The sequence below is a fragment of the Candidatus Tisiphia endosymbiont of Thecophora atra genome (assembly GCF_964026395.1).
Taxonomy (GTDB): domain Bacteria; phylum Pseudomonadota; class Alphaproteobacteria; order Rickettsiales; family Rickettsiaceae; genus Tisiphia.
On sequence record NZ_OZ032145.1, the window covers coordinates 201,049 to 218,975 of the forward strand.

The following is a 17,927-nucleotide window of genomic DNA, read 5'->3' on the forward strand; positions in this document are numbered from 1 at the left end:
ATATAAATAAAAAATATTATTGATTAACAACAAATACACGTTTTTGTTAAATAAGCTTATGGCAAACTTCCAGTAATTTACGCATACAAGCTACTGTCGCAACTTTTTTAGGTTTAAAATTATTAATAAGTCTGTCATATAAAGCTTTTAAATATTGAAAGCCATTTTTACCTGTTAGTACTGCCATATATAGTGCATCTCGTGGTATTTTCCTGCCACCTCTAATGAATCTTCGACTTTGTTTACTACCACTATCCCGAGCATATGGAGCTATCCCAACCATCTCATTGTCCAATAATTAGATATTTGTTTAAATATCGTTGCCACTCAACAGTTTCATCACCTGCAGTAAATGATGTTGGTTCAGAAATTACCGTAAGATATAATTCGAAATTAAAAAAACTTATTGTTGATTTTAGCTAAGTGATAATTTAAAATTAAAAATGAAGTAACTGCAAAGTTACTTTGGGGTGTCGAAACCTCCATTTAAGAGCGGTAAGCATCAACCGATAAAATGATGCTCTTCGATTTGCCATGGTCGGGGAGATGCTAGCTATGTTCAAGGCTTGGGGTGTAAACTTCAAGCCTAAAGGCTATCGTAACTGTCTCTTAAAGGTTTTTCGAACTCCCCGATCGCCAAGATATGTGTAACCTATAAAATTTTCTTTTATCATTTTATCTTTGGCGGTCAAAACTCTTAATTATTAAAATATTAGAGAAGGGATCGCTATGAACAACCAACAAGCCATTATCTTATTATATTCATCACATGCCCGTTTTGAACTAATAAGGCAATCTTTGATCAATTTTTGTAAGGCAAATAATTTTACAATAATAAACATTATCGACGCACCAAATAAATACGATGATCGTATACTTCGCGAATTAATTTATACAGTAAGCAAACAAAATAATTATAATAGTCCTATTAATCTAATCATCGATGACAGTATATTTGGTAATATTTGTTATTTCGTAACTTGGGTGGTAATTACTACTTTATTAGAAGCTAAGCTGATTAATAGGCTTTATATTCAAGAAAATATATTGCATACTGCCAATATTGAAAAAGATAATTCTTCTTGGAATGAAAATTTATGTTAAGTTACTATTTTTTTATTGACTTCTATTACGGATGCTCAGGTTATTTAAGAGGTATATTTTTAAAACCTAAAGAAGTAAGCATATGCATGGTTTCCAGTAGTGGTAATCCCATAATATTTGAGTAAGATCCATATATGCTAGGAACAAAGGCTTCGGCATATCCATGAATTCCGCAGCCGCCTGCTTTATTGATTCCTTCATCTAGGCTACAGTAAAATTCTATCTCTTGCTGGCTCAATCTTTTAAACTTGACTATGGTTTGCACTAATTTTTGTCGCAGTAGCACTTGTTCGAGAGTCTTTTTTATTATACAGATACCTGTATAAACCCTATGACGCTTTCCAGATAAAATATTAAGGCAATATCTAACATCTTCACTTGTTAAAGCCTTGGGTAGTATTTTTCTACCGTGAACCACAACAGTATCAGCTGCTATAATTATAGCTTCACCACTTATTTTTTTGGCAACAACCTCGGCTTTTTCCTGTGCTAATCTTGTTACCAATTGGTTTGGTAACTCTCGTAAGTACTCTGTTTCATTTATATTAGCAGGAATAATTTGTGCAGGAAATACCTTTATTCTTTTTAGTAATTCAAGTCTTGCAGGTGATTGTGAGGCTAGAACTATAGGTATATTCTGCTGTTCTAAAAAAGTGGATTCTATATTTGACATAAAATATGAAAGACTCTAATGACGGTGGATAACACGACCTTTTGTTAGATCATAAGGCGTCATTTCCACTGTGATTTTATCTCCGACAAGTATCCTAATACGATTCTTACGCATCCTACCAGAAGTATGGGCGATAATAAAATGACCATTTTCCAACTTCACTCTAAAAGTTGCGTTAGGCAAAAGCTCAAGGACAACGCCTTCAAAATTAATTAGCTCTTCTTTGCTCATTACAACTTAACTAAATTATAATTTTTAATTTCTAAAATGGCTTGCCATAGTGGACAATTTCAGAACCACGCTTGACATAAAATTATAGTTATTCAAACGCTTATACACCAATATTAAAGAATCTACATTAATATAAAAAATTTGCAAGTAATATCAGGATCACCTCATGAAAAAAGATGTAGAAAATAAAGATTTATAAAAAACTACAATTTTTATTGAAAATATGATAAAGATTTAATCTTAAGAATTTTTCACATTTTAATAGTAAACTAAAGAGATTTTAAATGGCTTATATTATTGGTAATACAGGTAAATGGGAATATGTTATAGGTGTGGAGATACATGCTCAAATTTCTTCAAAATCCAAGCTTTTCTCTGCTAGTTCTGCCGAGTTTGCTGCTCCTCCCAATTCACAAGTATCGTTGATTGATGCAGCAATGCCTGGAATGTTACCAGTATTAAATGAATATTGTGTCCATCAAGCAATTAAGACCGGTCTCGGACTTAAGGCAAAAATTAATCTTAATTCAAGATTTGATCGTAAGAATTACTTTTACCCTGACCTACCGCAAGGGTATCAAATCTCGCAATTCTATAATCCAATTGTCCAAGATGGTTATTTAGACATAGTAACTCAGCAGGGAGCAACCAAGAAAATTAGAATTAATCGTTTGCATTTAGAACAAGATGCGGGCAAATCTATCCATGATCAATCTCCGTATTATAGCTTCATTGATTTAAACCGGGCTGGTGTAGGATTAATGGAAATTGTTACTGAACCAGACCTTAGCTCACCGGAGGAAACAGCTGAATTTGTTCGTAAACTCAGGGCTTTGTTAAGATATATAGGAAGTTGTGATGGTGATATGGAAAAAGGCTCGTTACGTTGCGATGCTAATGTTTCAGTAAGGCTGCCTAAGAATCCACTTGGAACAAGGTGTGAGATTAAGAACATAAATTCGATTCGTAATATTATGCGGGCAATAGAGTTTGAAGCAAATAGGCAAGTAAATTTAATCGAAAATGGTCAGACAATAATACAGGAGACTAGATTATTTGATGCCGAAATTGGTGAAACTAGGACAATGCGTTTAAAAGAAGAATCTCATGATTATCGATATTTTCCTGATCCGGATCTATTACCAATAGTTTTATCTGAGGAGCTGATAGAGCAATTAGATCGGGAGCTACCGGAACTTCCGGATGCAAAAATTAAAAGATATATTGCAGAATATAGTTTAAACACATATGACGCTGAGGTTCTTGCGGCTGATGAACAGGTAGCATATTATTTCGAAGCAGCAGTGACCTTATGCAGTCCTAAGATACTTGCTAATTGGATTATTAGTGAGTTATTTGGTCAGCTTAATAAAAATTCCATTAGCTTAAATGAGTGTAAAATTACCCCGAAAATGCTTGCCCAAATGGTCAAGCTAATAGAAGATGGGGTGATTTCGGGAAAAATTGCCAAAGTAGTTTTCGAAACTATGTTTGAAACTGGTGAGCAACCGGAAAAAATTATTAAAGAAAAGGGCTTAGTGCAAATGTCAGATAGTGGTATACTATCTGCTATAATTGACGAAATATTGTCGGAGAATCCTGATTCTGTTGCTGCTTATAAAAGCGGTAAGGATAAGTTATTTGGCTTTTTCGTAGGACAAGTAATGAAAAAAACTGAAGGTAAGGCCAATCCTAGCCTAGTGAATGATTTATTAAAGGAGAGATTACAATAATTAAAATATTGGGTATTGAGTCAAGTTGTGATGATACTGGCGTGGCAATAGTCACCTCAGATAAAGAAATTTTGTCAAATATTGTTATTTCCCAACATCAAGAGCATAAGCTATTCCAAGGGGTAGTACCGGAAATTGCCGCTAGATCACATTTGCAGAATTTAGAAAAAGCAGTTAGATATGTTTTAGATGAAAGCCATCTTGAGTTATCTGATATAGATGGAATCGCAGCCACTTCCGGTCCTGGCTTGATAGGAGGAGTAATAGTTGGATCAATGTTTGCTAGGTCCATTGCTAGTGTCTTAAAGAAGCCTTTTATTGCAGTTAACCACTTAGAAGGACATTTACTTACTGCTAGATTAACCAATAAGGCTGAATATCCTTACTTACTTCTATTAGTTTCCGGTGGACATTGTCAATTTGTTGCCACTTCCTCCCTTGGCAAATATAAAATTTTAGGACAAACTATAGATGATTCGGTTGGAGAGTGTTTTGATAAAGTAGCTAAAATGTTGGGTTTACCTTTCCCTGGAGGCGTAGAAATTGAGAGAAGAGCAAAATTTGGCGATCCGTCTAAATATATTTTACCAAAACCCATTATTCATCAAACTGGCTGTAATATGTCGTTTTCAGGTTTGAAGACTGCAGTACGCATATTAATATCCAAATTAGAACCTATAGGTGATCAAGAAATTAATGATATAGCAGCCAGCTTTCAATATGTGGTTGGAGAAATCTTGTCAGTAAAAATGCTTAATAGCTTCAGAATGTATGAAGAATTTATAGGTAAGTCGCTATTGCCACAAAAAACTTGCGTGCTTGCCGGTGGGGTTGCTGCTAATGATTATTTGAGGTCTATACTTAAGTATCAAGCTGCAACCCAAGGATATGCACTTTTACTACCCCCAGCACATTTATGTACCGATAATGCCGCTATGATCGCTTATGCTGGGCTAGAACGTCTACAAAACAATTTTACTAACCGACTCGATTTCTGTCCTAGAGCTAAATGGAGCTTAGAGGATTTATAAAAATGGGTAATCTAACCTGAATTCGATGTAACAAGTTACATCGAATTCAGTATTATATATAGAAACAATCAGGTTTGAAGCGGTTCTACACCTGATTGTTAAAATATAATACTCCATTCAATATGTGATTTTAATAATTAAAATCACATATTGAATGATGAAAAAAGTTAAAATGCACCCGCAGAACCGCTTCAAGAGTGCATTTTTCCTTATAACAAAGCCAGTTCGATATAAGAATTAATAATTCTTATATCGAACTGAGGGTAATCTATTAATTATTCTTCGCCATTTGCTGCTTATTAATAACAATATGAAACACTAACATCATACTAATTGAAGTGATCAGCATGAATAATGGTAATTGTGTCAATGATCCGTTATGCATATATCCCATTAATGCTGTAAAACTTGTGGCAATTACATAATATATAAAACCAAAAAGCGAAGCTGCTGTGCCAGCAAATTTGCCATAATTTTCCAAAGCTTGACTTAAGCAATTTGTAGCTATCATAGTGATACCAGTAATAATCATACCTAGCCATATTAAAGTTTGTACTAAAGACCCTGTCACATTATCTGTATTAATTAGATTAAAATAGCTAGATAAAAAGAATAGTAGAGATCCTAAACACATAACCTTAATAGCTGCAAAAATAATATTATCAGAGGTTCTTTGCAGTTTATGCATCTTTTTGGATATAAGCCCACCTAAAGCTAAGGGAATACATATAAAAAATGATATCATACCAAATGATGAAGTTAAAATATTTAGTCCTGAGATAAAATAAAAAGGTGCTTCAGTAAAATAGCCAAATAAAATACCATTCACTGCTCCAATTAAAAATGCTAAACCAAGCAATCTTGGATCTTTGATCATTTTACCAAAACATTCTTTATAAAGTGGAATAACCAAACGTTCAGTTCTAAGATTTAGGTTAGTTTCTGGAAGTTTAACTGATATTAACAGCATGATAAATATTGCAATCATTATCAGAACAAGAAATACCGCCGACCAATGATAAAATTTTATAACAAAACCACCGATAACTGGTCCTATAGCAGGAGAAAACGCCATGGCAATAGATATCGTTGAGAACATTTTACCACGCTCTTTTGGTTTTACTGCATCTCTAGCTATGGCTTGCCCTAATACCGATCCAACACTAACTCCAAAAGCTTGCATAAATCTTGCAGCCAGTAATATATTAATATTATCTGCGAAATAACAAATGAAGCACGATAAAGCATAAATCAAAAATCCTGTAAGTAAGCAAGGTTTACGCCCATAACAATCAGATAAATTACCCCATATTAAAATACCAACAGCCAAGCCAAGCAAAAAAATAGTCAGAGTGTATTCTGCTAAATTAGCACTAATTGCTAAATCTTTGGCTAAGTCAGGAAGGGAAGGAGCATAAATAGTCTCACTTAATTGGGGTATTGCAATAATTAATATAATAATATATAGTGGTGCGACTATGATATTCTCAATTTTATCTAGTTTCATTAATAACTCCCATTAGTTGCAGATATTGTCCTTTATACATTAAAATTTTGGAACATTACACAAAATTTTTGGATGCTAAATGACCTCAAATATTGATGTAAGATATTGGTTTAATAGCCTAGGGTGTCCCTGCACCTTCGGATGTCACCCCACAACTGTCGAAAGTTTATAAACACCTATACCACAGCGTCTATTAGCGAGCGTAAGCGAAGCAATCTAGGAAACAATCTATAGATAAATGATGTTACTGGATTGCTTAGTCGGCCTTACAGCCTCCTCGCTAATAGACGTATAGGGAAGCTGTATTTACTAACTTTCAACAGTTATGGTACTATATGCACACTCCGCTTGCTCACTATTCATTTTCAAATCCAATCCTCCAAATCATTTAAGTATACCCTGTCTATTCCAGTCCAGTGATCTGACTTTTTTAAAAAATTCCTTCATTAAATTCTCAGAAATTTTTGCTGAAAAACCACTATATATTTCAGGATGGTAAAAACAAGATTTACTGTTAAAGAAACGCCCACTATTCTCAACTCCTCCTTGTTTTGGGTCATTTGCTGCATAAAATAATCTGCCTATTCTAGCGAAAGATATTGCAGCAGCACACATTGTACATGGTTCTAAAGTAACATACATATCACAGTCTGATAGATTCTTACTAGATAAAATTTGACAAGATTGATTTATCGCGACAATTTCAGCATGGAGTAGCGGATTCTTTGTTTGTTCAACAATATTATGAGCCTTTGAAATAACTTTGTTACTTATTCTATTAACTATAATAGCACCTACCGGAATTTCATTTTCATTAAAAGCAAGTTGTGCCTGCTTTAAAGCCTCCTCCATGAAGAAATTGTTAAATTTGGTTGATGTTTTCACGGTAATTCACTTTTTCCTCATAACCATATGGATCTAGGTGAATAATTATTTCTGCACCTGGAAACTCTAATAACAATGCAATATAAATTTTATCACTAATATAATGAGAACTATACAATGACATATCTCCGTCCATTTCTATGTGACATTGTATAAACGGCTTACTTGCAGCATATCTAGTCTTCATTTCGTGTATACCTTTTACTTCTTTAAATCTAGTAATTATTGAGAGAATTTTTTTTCTATCTTCTTCAGGCATTTCTTCATCAATAAGATTTTTAAAAGCTTTTCTGAATAAAGCATAAGAGGCATATATTATATATATTGCAATACCAATGCCAAATAATGAATCTATAAACCAAAAATGAGTACTTAATTTTATAGAAACAATTACGCCAACATTTGTTAGTAAATCTGTAAAATAATGTAATTTATCTACTTTGATTATTTCAGAACTAGTTTTTTTTATCACATAAGTTTGATAAGCCACCAAAATAACAGTTAGGATAATGCACAAATATAGTATATTAATGCCAGATTCTATATTGCTTGGAACTGATCCATCAATAAGAGACCTTAAAGAAGAAAAACCCATAAATAAACCCGAAACAACAAAGAATACTGCTTGTGAAAAAATTGCTAAATCTTGGATTTTTTCATGACCAAATCTATGGTGATAATCAGGTGGCTGCAGTGAAAAACGAATAGCAATCAAATTAATAAGAGATGATGAAATATCAAGCATAGTATCAATTAAAGACGCTAGAATAGATTGAGAATCAGTTACCAGCCATGCATAAGATTTAATAAATAAAATGAATACAGCTATACTAAAAGACAAATAAGATGAGGACTTGATTAAAATTTGATGTTCTGAATTAGTCATATAAAATTTTCGATTTTATAGTATAAAATGTATTAGTGTTAGTATATATTAGTGTATAGTATATACTAACCCTAGGGTGTGTCAAATAACGTAACTCTTAAACATATGGTTTTTATGAATTTAACATGCAAAATTATAGCAATTATTTTAGCAGCAACAATGTTACACGGCTGTTCTGGTATGAATAAACAAGGTGGTGGAACGCTAATTGGCGGTGTAGCTGGCGGACTTTTAGGATCACAATTTGGTAAAGGGACTGGTCGTCTTGCCGCAACTGGTATAGGTGTTTTAGCTGGTGCACTTATTGGTGGTCAAATTGGTCAAACTATGGATGAACATGATAGGAAATTGGCAGAGCTAAGTTCTCAGAAAGCATTAGAGGCTACTCCTAGTGGTCAGAGTGTAGAGTGGCGTAACCCAGATAGTGGTAATTACGGGTATGTAACACCAAGCAAAGCTTTCAAAGACGATAGTGGTCAGTATTGCCGTGAGTATACTCAGGTAGTTGTTGTGGGTGGTAAGCAAGAAAAAGCTTATGGGAAAGCTTGTCGTAGACCAGATGGTCAATGGGAAATTGTGCGTTAAGCTCTATCAAAATTTATCATCAGTTGACCTTTATACCCCGTTTAGAATATAATGATCAGGTTAGCACTAAGCCTGATTGTTTCTATTGTAAGCCCCCCAACTTTTAAATTCCCCTTATTAATGGGATAACGTAACAAAATTAGAGAGTGAGAATGAAGCAATATAGTGATTTTTCGAAGATTATTCATCGTGAAGGCTACATATTTATCGTAAGCTTTGCAGTTGTGACTTTTTTACTTTCTACTGTTCATAATAGTTTTGGATATGTAGGATTAGTTATAACGATTTGGTGTATATATTTTTTTAGGAATCCGGATCGATTTACCCCTATTAGTGACGATCTAGTAGTCAGTCCAGCAGACGGAACAGTGCAAAAAATAACTGAAGCAATTCCTCCGCTAGAACTTGGTCTTGGTAATCAGGAAATGATTAGAGTTAGTATTTTTTTGAATATTTTTAATGTTCATGTAAATCGTATTCCAGCTAATGGAAAGATTTTATCCCTACATTATAATCCAGGAAAATTTTTCAATGCCTCTCTTGATAAGGCAAGTATATATAACGAACGTCAGTCTGTTTTAATGGAAACAAATAGTGGTCATAAAATTGCGTTTGTTCAAATAGCAGGATTAATAGCAAGAAGAATATTATGTGATTTAGAAGAAGATACTGAGGTTAGGGTTGGCGATAGGTATGGTATCATCCGCTTTGGTAGTAGAGCTGATGTCTATCTGCCGCTTAAAACTGCACTTTGTGTCACTGAGGGTCAGACTTCAGTTGGTGGAGAAACTATTATTGCTGATTTTAGGATCAAGAAAACATCTGAACTTAAGTTTGAAAAAAGGTAATATTCTTACTGCTTTAATATAAGTATACAGGTATAAATTGCTTAAAATACACAAAGTTAAAATAACAAAACCAATCCCGTTTATAAAATTGCTTCCTAATTTTATCACTTTATTGGGTCTTGTGGTTGGTGTTAGTGCTATTAAATTTGGATTAGATGGTAGATGGGAAAAGGCTGTATATTGTACTTTAGTTGCAGCTATAATAGATGGAATTGATGGTAGGATAGCAAGAATGCTAAATGCTACCAGTCCTTTTGGTGCTGAACTGGATTCATTATGTGATTTTGCTAATTTTGGAGTAGTCCCAGCTTATCTTGTATATTTATGGTCTTTCCAACAATATGAATATAAAGTATTTTCATGGGGTTCTATATTATTGTTTATGGTATGCATGGCCTTAAGGCTTGCAAGGTTTAATACTGCTATTTTTCAGGAGATACATAATAAGAAAATAGAATATTTTTTTACAGGCGTGCCTGCACCTTGTGGAGCTTTACTTGCTCTAATGCCAATGATTTTGGATTTTGAAGTAAGTAGCGTTTTAGGTATCAATATCCGTAAACATACTATTATGATAAATTTATATATTGTTGTAATTGCTTTTTTACTTGCCAGCAGCCTACCAACATTTTCAACAAAAAATATTAATATAAAACACGAATATTTATCATTAGCTATGATGGTATTTGCTGTTATCATTATAAGTCTTATTATATATCCATGGTATTTGTTACCATCCATTGCCTTTATATATATGTTATCTATACCAGTGTGCTATTTTATTAGCAGGAAATTCTATTAGATTTGTTGCATAATAACTAGGGACAAGTAAGTTAGTCAAGGAAAAGGACTTACTTTTTACAGTCTATGAGTATAAATATAGTATACTAGAATGCTCTAGAGAATTGGTCTATCGAATTATAATAGGAATTAAGTTAGGGACTTATAAGGTCATTTGTAATGGATGCTAAGATTAAGTTGCGTTTGAGTTGGATTAAGTTATATAAACAGTTAGAGCATGCAGGAAAGGTATGCGAACATTATGGTATTTCACGCTTTACATTACGCAAGTGGTACAAACGCTATGAAGTATTAGGTAGAAATGGTTTGTGTGATATTAGTAGTAAGCCCAAAAACTTTCCTTTTTAAAAAAGAAGTGAAGTTGATGAAAAAAAATGCTTAAAAAACATAATGTAGCTCCGTTGAATTTAAAACGTCATTATCGTAAACAGATTAAACGTTATAGTTCTAAGATTCCAAGAGAAAGGGTGCAAATGGACGTTTGTAAAATCGCTAATAATTTATACCAATATACTGCCATAGACGATTACACTAGGTATAAGGTATTGGCTTTATATAATCGGCGTACTGCTACAAATACTGTAACTTTCTTGGAACAGGTTATAGAACGTATGCCTTTTCCTATACAACGTCTGCAAACTGATAGAGGTCAGGAATTTTTTGCTTATGTGGTACAAGAATATTTGCAGAAGAAGATCAAGTTTCGCCCTATCCAACCATTATCTCCTCACTTGAATGGTAAGGTAGAAAGATCGCAAAGAACAGATTTAGACGAATTTTATAGTAGCACTGATCCTAAGAATCAAGAGCTTCAGAGTAAGCTTATGATTTGGGAAGAGTATTATAATAAGCATCGATCGCATAGTGTTCTGCATGGTAAAACTCCCACAACTGTTGAAAGTTTACAAATACCTATACCACAGCGTCATTGCAAGCGTAAGCGAAACAATCTATAGATAAATGATGTTACTGGATTGTTTCGTCGGCCTTACAGCCTCCTCGCAACTTATCTTCGAGAGGGAGAAGTGTTTGAAGAGGTAGGAAAGTAAGGTTTACAAGAATCCTGCGATAAATTTGTAGTCATGCAAATGATATTTTTATTTGACAATGCTGGAATTTAGAGATATAATCTCTTTCATGTATATTACAACTGTTCCAAATAGAAATTCTCGTCCTGCAATATTGCTTCGTACCTCTTATCGCGAAGACGGGAAAGTATTAAATAAAACCCTAGCTAACTTAACTAACTGGGATGATTTACGCATTGAGGCTTTTAAGAAGATGCTTAAAGGTGAATTTGATGGTTTAGATGGTGTTCCTGAGGTTGGTGAAAGTTTTGGGACTATTTTTCTACTAAAAAGAATTGCTGATGAAATTGGTATTACTAAGGCTCTTGGTACTAGAAGCAAAGAAGCTTTATTGAGTCTATTTTTGGTTTTAGCACGCTTTGCTCACCAAGGGTCTAGACTTTCCAGCGTGAAATGGGCGAAATCGCATGCGATATCTGATGTATTATCTGTCGATTCATTTGATGAAAACCATTTATATCAGGCTCTAGAATGGTTAGAAGAGAACCAAGAAAAGATCGAATTAAAATTATTTAAAACTTATCAAAAGAAAAATAACAAGCCGCCTGTTATGCTTTTATATGACGTCACTTCCAGCTATTTCGAAGGAACAGAGAATGAACTTGCGGAATATGGGTACAATCGGGATAAAAAGAAGGGTAAAAAGCAAATAGTGATTGGTCTATTAACTGATGATCATGGCGAACCTTTGGCTGTTAGAGTTTTTAAGGGTAATAGTGCTGATCCTTCTACCATTTATGAGCAGATTGAGCTAGTAAAATCTAATTTTGGTATTAAGAATATCGTCTTTGTTGGTGATAAAGGAATGATTAAGAGGACAGGCAAAGAAGCCCTGAGCAAAGAAGGATGGGACTATATTACAACCTTAAGTAAAGTTGAGATTGAAAGCTTAAAGAAAAGCGGAGTTTTGCAATATAGTTTTTTTGAAGAACAGCTATGTGAAGTAACCAATAATGGCAAAAGATATATTTTAAGGAAAAATGGTTCTATAGCCCGAAAAGTTGAGTTTGATAGGAATAACCGAGTTGAAAAATTGGTTGCAAAGATTGAAGAACGTAATATATATGTATCAACCCATAAGAAAGCAAAGCTAGAACTTGGTTTAAATAATATTCAAAAAATTGCCAAAGAATGGCGGATAGATAAATTTATCAACCTAAAATTAGATGGCAACCAAATAGTGGTTGAAATTGATCAAGATAAGAAAAAAGAGTTGTTTGCTCTTGATGGTTGTTATGCGATTGAAACACAGATTGAAATTAAACTGATGAGTAAAGAATTGGTTGATAAAGCTTACCATAATTTACATGAAGTAGAATCGAATTTTAGCAGTATGAAGACAGGATTACTCGAAGTAAGACCGATCTTTTTAAGGAAAAGCAACAGAACGAAGGGACATGTATTTGTTTGTATGTTGGCATTAAAAATATGGCACTATATGAAAAATAAGTTGAAACAAGGTTGTGGCGTAACCAAGGATGGTAAATATAATGTGACCATTGAGGAAGCATTAAGAGAGCTGGATAAAGTATGTTTTTTATATTACACAATCAAGGGTTGCAAAGTTGCAAGATTACCAAAATTAAGCGAGTTTCAACAAAATTTATTCAATTTATTTGATTTAACGATGCCCCAAATGACAAAATCTGCAAAATGATAAAATAATGGTATGAACCTCCTGATATACAGAATGAAAAGCAGTTGCTAATCTTCTAAAGTTAATATTAAATATTAAAATAACAATCAGGAGGCTAAGATGGAAGTTACCACAATTGGTATAGATATTGCAAAAAGAATTTTCTAAATTCATGGTGTAGATAAAAATGGTAAGACGGTATTAAAGAAAAAATTAATGAGAGATCAAGTTTTAACATTTATGGCTAATTTACCAAAATGTTTGGTAGGGATGGAAGCTTGCGGCGGAGCTAGTTACTGGGCAAGAGAAATAACTAAATTGGGGCATACAGTAAAACTAATGGCAGCACAATTTGTCAAACCGTATGTTAAAACTAATAAAAATGATCAAGCTGATGCAGAAGCTATATGTGAAGCGGTAACAAGACCAAATATGAGGTTTGTACCAATTAGAACTGTAGAACAACAAGATATTTTATCAATTCATCTAGTAAGAGAGAGATTGGTAAAAAATCGTACTGCCCTTGCTAATGAAATTAGGGGTCTACTACATGAATTTGGTTTTATTATTCCTCAAGGGATCAATAAGGTTATGACAAAATTAACCGAGATTTTAGATGAAGGAAATTTAAGCCAGCTGGGTTATCAAACATTTAGTGAACTGAAAGAGGAATTTTTGGATAATGACAAAAAAATAAAAGAGATAGAAAAAAGATTAAAAATAATAGCTAGCAACTTAACTCAATATCAACGATTAACAGCTATACCTGGTCTTGGTTTAATTACTGCTACTGCTTTAATAGCATCAATAGGTAATGCTACAAGTTTTGAGAATGGTAGGCAATTATCGGCATGGTTTGGATTAGTGCCAAGGCAGCATTCCAGTGGAGGGAAAGATAAGTTGCTTGGAATTAGCAAGCGAGGTGATGTTTACTTGCGTACTTTATTGATCCAAGGAGCTAGAGCTGTACTAAATGCCAAGATAAGATTTACATCGGAAGAACAAAAATCTAAAAAAGATTTTAGCAAATTTACGCAGTGGATGTTTAATTTATCTGAGCGAAATGGACATAATAAAACAGTAGTTGCTGTAGCTAATAAACTGGCAAGAGTGGTGTTTGCAGTACTAAGGTCAGGGGATGATTATGTAGAGAGTAAAGTTTGTAGCACAGAGCTATTATAATTAACATAAAATAAATAGTGGTTTATTAATTAATAGGTAAACAAAGAATATGTAAGAGATTCCAACCCGGAATATGCGTGAGATAATAATATTGATGGTAAATAAGACAAACCTTAGCTTACAAAAAAACTGATGACTACAATGGCTCTTTGAAGCCGATAAAATGATAAGTATATAGTAAATTTGTAAGCCAGCGAATTCCATCAGGGCTGTAGGATAAATTACACATAATTTATTAACTATAAGCCGGATACATGTATGCATTTGCATTTTTGCTATTAGATGTTATTTTTTTCTTGCATTTTACAGGAGGTTCATACATGTAGTCAGTAACGAGAATTTAATTCTACACTCCACTCGTCGCATAATACTCACGTTCTATAGCATAATTTCTGCTCATATTTATCTCGAAGATGAGTCGCAATGACGTTTTATAGACGTATATGTCTATTAGCGAGCGACTCATCTTCGAGACGAAAAAGTGCTTTAAACGTCTAAAGAATCAGGTTCGCAGCGGTTTTGGAATGAAGTTTGTAGTCATGTAAACATCACTTTTCTACTTGACATACTAAAAATTAGTCAACATAATGCTTCTTATGTGTATTACCATTGTTTTGTTTCAAATAAAAACTCTTGTCATTAAAGTACACTTTTATCAGTATTTCTTTATTATAAAATTCCACAGGTGAAAAAATGTAGTCAGTAACGAGAATTTAATTCTACACTCCACTCGTCGTATAATACTCACGTTCTATAGCATAATTTCTGCTCATATTTATCTCGAAGATGAGGAGCGAACGTATGTGAGCGTGGCAATCCATTTTGCTAAAAACATGATTTTAATCTTTTAAAATCATGTTTTTAGCTTTAGAAAGGTTTAAAATGCATTCGCAAAAGCACTTTAAGAATGCATTTTTCCTTATATTAAAGCCAATTCGTGATAAGAATTAACTAATTCTTATCCTGATGGGGTATGACCCCAAAACTTTAATACTATCTGATAGGACAAACTTCTCTAGGACGGCTATTGTTCCTAATAGCAGGAGGAGATGTAGTAGGACGAGATGGATAGGTATTTATTGATTCTCTAATGGTATTAACTTTTTGCTTGACTTCCTCAAGGTTCATTGTTTTTGCATGAGCTTGGCGTAATGTTGTTCCTATGTTTTTAGATTCTTCAGCGGTAAGAATTGCCTCACCTTTTGCCATTTTAATTAAATTATCCACAACGAAAGCTCCACAATCTTTACCATTTTGTTGTTGCTTAGTGTGTAAATCTACTATTTTAGCACTAGGACAAACTTCTTTAATCATATTTACTAAATCCACTCTTGGATCTATATTTGTTCCCATAGGATCATTATAGGTAAACACTATACCCCCCTCCTTGTCTTTAGTGATTGCTAAACTAACCCAATGTTCGTGTCCAGTATTAAGGGGTATAATAACCGCTTCCTTGTTATTTGCTATTAAATCACTATATACAGCTTGATCAAGAGTTTCCTTTAATAAACTTTTTTCTTCTATAGAAGCATGAGTAATAATAGAAACCTTTGTTTGATCTACAGACGCTTTTAATACATTGCTAATATCATCTTCGTCATATAAATAATCTAGTTTAGTTAATTTGCTACCCTCAGGCAATAAATGTTCTACCTCATTTTGTCTAGTTGATACCCCCCTTTCATCTGCTACTTGCTGAAGGGTATTAGTAATTCTTTTAGCATTTTCTTGTTTATACTCATTTAAATTCTCTTGCATATCCTTAATAGTTAAGTTGTTGATTCCAGGAACAGTTTCCCTTTGTTTAACTTCAGCAACAATATCAGCCCTTTTCCCATGACCTTGAGCTAATGGGATACAACCATTAGTCAAACTTTCGACCGAGCCTCCTTGAGTTATAGTATATTTAGCCTGTTTGGCAATATTCTGAAGTCTCAATGGATCAGATAGGTCAAAATATATATCAATAGGGTTTATTTCTGCTGTATTAAGATCTTTCTTGAATTGTTGAGATAATTGTGACACGTAATGCTCTAGTTTTTTAGCCCCACCAATTTTATCTTTTAAAATTTCCTCAACTTCCAGCTTAATACCTAATTGTTGGTTTGGGTCGTTGATACCAAATTTGGTCGCAATAATATTAGCCACATCATCTACAGATGAAGGATTGCTGGCTACTATAACTCTAGTATTTTTGCCTAGTTCTTTTGTAGCAAGCATAACCTCAGTCAATCTTTCTTTATTAGGCAATTTCCCTGACATTAATATGTTAGGAGACCTTTTTAGAATTTCCGACTCTATTAAATTTGTAGCTGGGATATAGGGAATGTAAGAAGTTCTTTTTTGCTCTACATGTCTGTGAGTTACCGCATTAGCTCGGTCGTTAGCATTTACAAAAAACACGTGATTGACCTGTGCAAGAAGAGGTGACCAGTAGTTATAATATGGCAAAGTTTGATTATGTGCATTATAATTACCAAAGGTAAAACAAGTTTGAATACCTGATTTTTTTAATGCTGCTAAATCATCTGTAACAACTATAGGTTTTTCCATGTTTGAATTATATTGAATATTAAGTATAGGCGTTTCTCCTTGTTTAACTTCATACAATATTTCACTTATTATATTATCCTTATTTAGTTTGCCATTTTGAATGTTATATTTAAGTTCCCTAGTTGGTATGTTTAAGTCAGAATTAGCCACTATAATATTTTGCTGAGTATCTTGACCTACATGACCATTAATATTAAATAACCTTACCTTATTTTCTTTTTTACCTGTTTTTGCCATACATACTCCAAAGTCATCATATCTAATGACTATCATCTTAAACGAAAAAACAAGTCTATACAAATCAATTATATATCTAATTTACAGATATAGTTGCATAATAATCTCACCCCCTTTAATAATATACTATATATAAGCCTGCACTAATATATTATTTAATTGGTAGAGGGATGGTTAGATGGTAATAGTAATTGCCTATGGAAATAATTAGGTAAAAATAATGCATTGGCATGATGTTGACGAAATTGCTATAAGTTTAGAAAAAAATTATTCCGATGAGGATATATCTGAATTAACACTAAAAGATCTTGAGGACTTAATAAAATCATTGAGTGATTTTGATGACCACGAAATTGAAACAAATAAAGAAGTGTTAAAAGAAATTCTCGAGGCTTGGAAAGAGATTAAAGATAGTAATTTTGAAGATTAATATATACTCTTCTGCTTTGAAGAAGAGCTATCACAAATACTTGCGAAGAATGTACGTACTTGTACCTCATGTAGTTCATCTATAGCTAATCTAAAGTAAGGTCTATCTAAGATACTCTAATAGATAGACCTTACTTTAGGTTAGCTATAGAATCTAAATAATTTACAGAAATAACTTGATTTTTTTGGGGAGATAGGGCATTATCTGCGTTAAATTGAAAGAAGGGGCGGTTAGCTCAGTTGGTAGAGCATCCCGTTTACACCGGGACGGTCGGGAGTTCAAGTCTCTCATCGCCCACCATATATCTCTCGGATTTCAGGGTTTTTATCATTGCAATAAATTGCAATAAAAAGTCTGTATTCCCGTCACATGCCGTTTTTTCACTAAAGTTGCCGGAATACGAGTATAAAAAATTTCTCTCTTTAACGAGTGTTTTGAGGGAGGAAATATTACAAAAGTGTTAAAATATACACCTAGTCCCCTTACCCCTTAATTTGTTACCCCCGTCATGTTA

At 33.4% G+C, this 17,927-nt stretch carries 18 protein-coding genes and 1 tRNA gene; 12 read left to right on the top strand and 7 right to left on the bottom strand.

The annotated features are described in order from the left end of the window. Positions 1-46: 46 nt before the first annotated feature. Positions 47-295 (bottom strand): transposase, encoded by a 249-nt coding sequence (locus AAGD45_RS00955; protein WP_341761610.1) that lies wholly within the window; start codon positions 293-295, stop codon positions 47-49. A gap of 434 nt (positions 296-729) precedes the next feature. Here AAGD45_RS00955 and AAGD45_RS00960 point away from each other — a divergent pair, with 434 nt between their 5' ends. Then, positions 730-1,104: a hypothetical protein gene (locus AAGD45_RS00960; protein WP_341761611.1), complete on the top strand. Its 375-nt coding sequence runs from the start codon at positions 730-732 to the stop codon at positions 1,102-1,104. 40 nt (positions 1,105-1,144) lie between these two features. Here AAGD45_RS00960 and AAGD45_RS00965 read toward each other — a convergent pair whose 3' ends face one another. Both AAGD45_RS00965 and infA read right to left on the bottom strand, forming a co-directional pair. After that, complete coding sequence (locus AAGD45_RS00965) at positions 1,145-1,777, bottom strand: Maf family protein (RefSeq protein WP_341761612.1); 633 nt, start codon at positions 1,775-1,777, stop codon at positions 1,145-1,147. Positions 1,778-1,792: 15 nt separating this feature from the next. After that, a complete protein-coding gene (gene infA, locus AAGD45_RS00970) occupies positions 1,793-2,008 on the bottom strand; it encodes a translation initiation factor IF-1 (RefSeq protein WP_341748261.1) in 216 nt (71 codons plus the stop codon). A 284-nt stretch (positions 2,009-2,292) separates the two neighbouring features. Between infA and gatB the strand changes: the two genes are divergently transcribed. Next, positions 2,293-3,741, top strand: coding sequence for an Asp-tRNA(Asn)/Glu-tRNA(Gln) amidotransferase subunit GatB (gatB, locus tag AAGD45_RS00975; RefSeq protein WP_341761613.1), 1,449 nt, complete (start codon positions 2,293-2,295; stop codon positions 3,739-3,741). Further along, on the top strand, positions 3,738-4,772 hold the full coding sequence (gene tsaD / locus AAGD45_RS00980) for a tRNA (adenosine(37)-N6)-threonylcarbamoyltransferase complex transferase subunit TsaD (protein ID WP_341762170.1): 1,035 nt from the start codon (positions 3,738-3,740) through the stop codon (positions 4,770-4,772). The genes gatB and tsaD overlap by 4 nt, the downstream gene beginning before the upstream one ends. Before the next feature lie 271 nt (positions 4,773-5,043). Here the strand turns inward: tsaD and AAGD45_RS00985 are convergent, their stop codons facing one another. The 3 genes from AAGD45_RS00985 to AAGD45_RS00995 form a co-directional block, all read right to left on the bottom strand. After that, positions 5,044-6,279, bottom strand: coding sequence for a multidrug effflux MFS transporter (locus tag AAGD45_RS00985; protein WP_341761614.1), 1,236 nt, complete (start codon positions 6,277-6,279; stop codon positions 5,044-5,046). A 384-nt stretch (positions 6,280-6,663) separates the two neighbouring features. Beyond that, the gene (locus AAGD45_RS00990; RefSeq protein ID WP_341762171.1) at positions 6,664-7,131 is read right to left on the bottom strand and encodes a nucleoside deaminase; all 468 of its coding nucleotides are present in this window, start codon (positions 7,129-7,131) and stop codon (positions 6,664-6,666) included. A 10-nt stretch (positions 7,132-7,141) separates the two neighbouring features. Beyond that, the gene (locus AAGD45_RS00995) at positions 7,142-8,050 is read right to left on the bottom strand and encodes a cation diffusion facilitator family transporter (RefSeq protein ID WP_341761615.1); all 909 of its coding nucleotides are present in this window, start codon (positions 8,048-8,050) and stop codon (positions 7,142-7,144) included. Positions 8,051-8,164: 114 nt separating this feature from the next. Here AAGD45_RS00995 and AAGD45_RS01000 point away from each other — a divergent pair, with 114 nt between their 5' ends. The 7 genes from AAGD45_RS01000 (at position 8,165) to AAGD45_RS01030 (ending at position 14,190) form a co-directional block, all read left to right on the top strand. Beyond that, positions 8,165-8,635 carry an RT0821/Lpp0805 family surface protein gene (locus tag AAGD45_RS01000; RefSeq protein ID WP_341761616.1) on the top strand — a complete coding sequence of 157 codons (471 nt, stop codon included), beginning with the start codon at positions 8,165-8,167 and terminating at the stop codon, positions 8,633-8,635. Between the two features lie 152 nt (positions 8,636-8,787). Continuing rightward, positions 8,788-9,483, top strand: coding sequence for a phosphatidylserine decarboxylase (locus AAGD45_RS01005; RefSeq protein ID WP_341751576.1), 696 nt, complete (start codon positions 8,788-8,790; stop codon positions 9,481-9,483). A 37-nt stretch (positions 9,484-9,520) separates the two neighbouring features. Continuing rightward, positions 9,521-10,285, top strand: coding sequence for a CDP-alcohol phosphatidyltransferase family protein (locus AAGD45_RS01010; RefSeq protein ID WP_341761617.1), 765 nt, complete (start codon positions 9,521-9,523; stop codon positions 10,283-10,285). A 158-nt stretch (positions 10,286-10,443) separates the two neighbouring features. Continuing rightward, positions 10,444-10,632, top strand: coding sequence for a helix-turn-helix domain-containing protein (locus AAGD45_RS01015; RefSeq protein ID WP_341761618.1), 189 nt, complete (start codon positions 10,444-10,446; stop codon positions 10,630-10,632). 26 nt (positions 10,633-10,658) lie between these two features. Then, a complete protein-coding gene (locus AAGD45_RS01020) occupies positions 10,659-11,240 on the top strand; it encodes an integrase core domain-containing protein (protein WP_341761619.1) in 582 nt (193 codons plus the stop codon). Positions 11,241-11,391: 151 nt separating this feature from the next. Next, on the top strand, positions 11,392-13,029 hold the full coding sequence (locus tag AAGD45_RS01025) for an IS1634 family transposase (protein WP_341761620.1): 1,638 nt from the start codon (positions 11,392-11,394) through the stop codon (positions 13,027-13,029). A gap of 147 nt (positions 13,030-13,176) precedes the next feature. After that, positions 13,177-14,190, top strand: a complete 1,014-nt coding sequence (locus AAGD45_RS01030; protein WP_341762172.1) for an IS110 family transposase — start codon at positions 13,177-13,179, stop codon at positions 14,188-14,190. A gap of 993 nt (positions 14,191-15,183) precedes the next feature. On the opposite strand, the gene AAGD45_RS01035 is transcribed toward AAGD45_RS01030, so the two are convergent. Then, complete coding sequence (locus AAGD45_RS01035) at positions 15,184-16,983, bottom strand: Ulp1 family isopeptidase (RefSeq protein WP_341761621.1); 1,800 nt, start codon at positions 16,981-16,983, stop codon at positions 15,184-15,186. A gap of 220 nt (positions 16,984-17,203) precedes the next feature. Here AAGD45_RS01035 and iscX point away from each other — a divergent pair, with 220 nt between their 5' ends. Next, the gene (iscX, locus tag AAGD45_RS01040; protein ID WP_341747867.1) at positions 17,204-17,413 is read left to right on the top strand and encodes a Fe-S cluster assembly protein IscX; all 210 of its coding nucleotides are present in this window, start codon (positions 17,204-17,206) and stop codon (positions 17,411-17,413) included. Positions 17,414-17,637: 224 nt separating this feature from the next. Next, positions 17,638-17,713 (top strand) — tRNA-Val (locus AAGD45_RS01045). Positions 17,714-17,927: the final 214 nt, after the last annotated feature.

What these genes read in the sequence shown, in the direction of transcription:
- AAGD45_RS00960 (WP_341761611.1), top strand. Translation starts at nt 730, where the DNA reads ATGAACAACCAACAAGCCATTATCTTATTATATTCATCACATGCCCGT.
- AAGD45_RS00965 (WP_341761612.1), bottom strand. Translation starts at nt 1,777, where the DNA reads ATGTCAAATATAGAATCCACTTTTTTAGAACAGCAGAATATACCTATA.
- infA (WP_341748261.1), bottom strand. Translation starts at nt 2,008, where the DNA reads ATGAGCAAAGAAGAGCTAATTAATTTTGAAGGCGTTGTCCTTGAGCTT.
- gatB (WP_341761613.1), top strand. Translation starts at nt 2,293, where the DNA reads ATGGCTTATATTATTGGTAATACAGGTAAATGGGAATATGTTATAGGT.
- AAGD45_RS00985 (WP_341761614.1), bottom strand. Translation starts at nt 6,279, where the DNA reads ATGAAACTAGATAAAATTGAGAATATCATAGTCGCACCACTATATATT.
- AAGD45_RS00990 (WP_341762171.1), bottom strand. Translation starts at nt 7,131, where the DNA reads ATGGAGGAGGCTTTAAAGCAGGCACAACTTGCTTTTAATGAAAATGAA.
- AAGD45_RS00995 (WP_341761615.1), bottom strand. Translation starts at nt 8,050, where the DNA reads ATGACTAATTCAGAACATCAAATTTTAATCAAGTCCTCATCTTATTTG.
- AAGD45_RS01000 (WP_341761616.1), top strand. Translation starts at nt 8,165, where the DNA reads ATGAATTTAACATGCAAAATTATAGCAATTATTTTAGCAGCAACAATG.
- AAGD45_RS01005 (WP_341751576.1), top strand. Translation starts at nt 8,788, where the DNA reads ATGAAGCAATATAGTGATTTTTCGAAGATTATTCATCGTGAAGGCTAC.
- AAGD45_RS01015 (WP_341761618.1), top strand. Translation starts at nt 10,444, where the DNA reads ATGGATGCTAAGATTAAGTTGCGTTTGAGTTGGATTAAGTTATATAAA.
- AAGD45_RS01020 (WP_341761619.1), top strand. Translation starts at nt 10,659, where the DNA reads ATGCTTAAAAAACATAATGTAGCTCCGTTGAATTTAAAACGTCATTAT.
- AAGD45_RS01025 (WP_341761620.1), top strand. Translation starts at nt 11,392, where the DNA reads ATGCTGGAATTTAGAGATATAATCTCTTTCATGTATATTACAACTGTT.
- AAGD45_RS01035 (WP_341761621.1), bottom strand. Translation starts at nt 16,983, where the DNA reads ATGGCAAAAACAGGTAAAAAAGAAAATAAGGTAAGGTTATTTAATATT.
- iscX (WP_341747867.1), top strand. Translation starts at nt 17,204, where the DNA reads ATGCATTGGCATGATGTTGACGAAATTGCTATAAGTTTAGAAAAAAAT.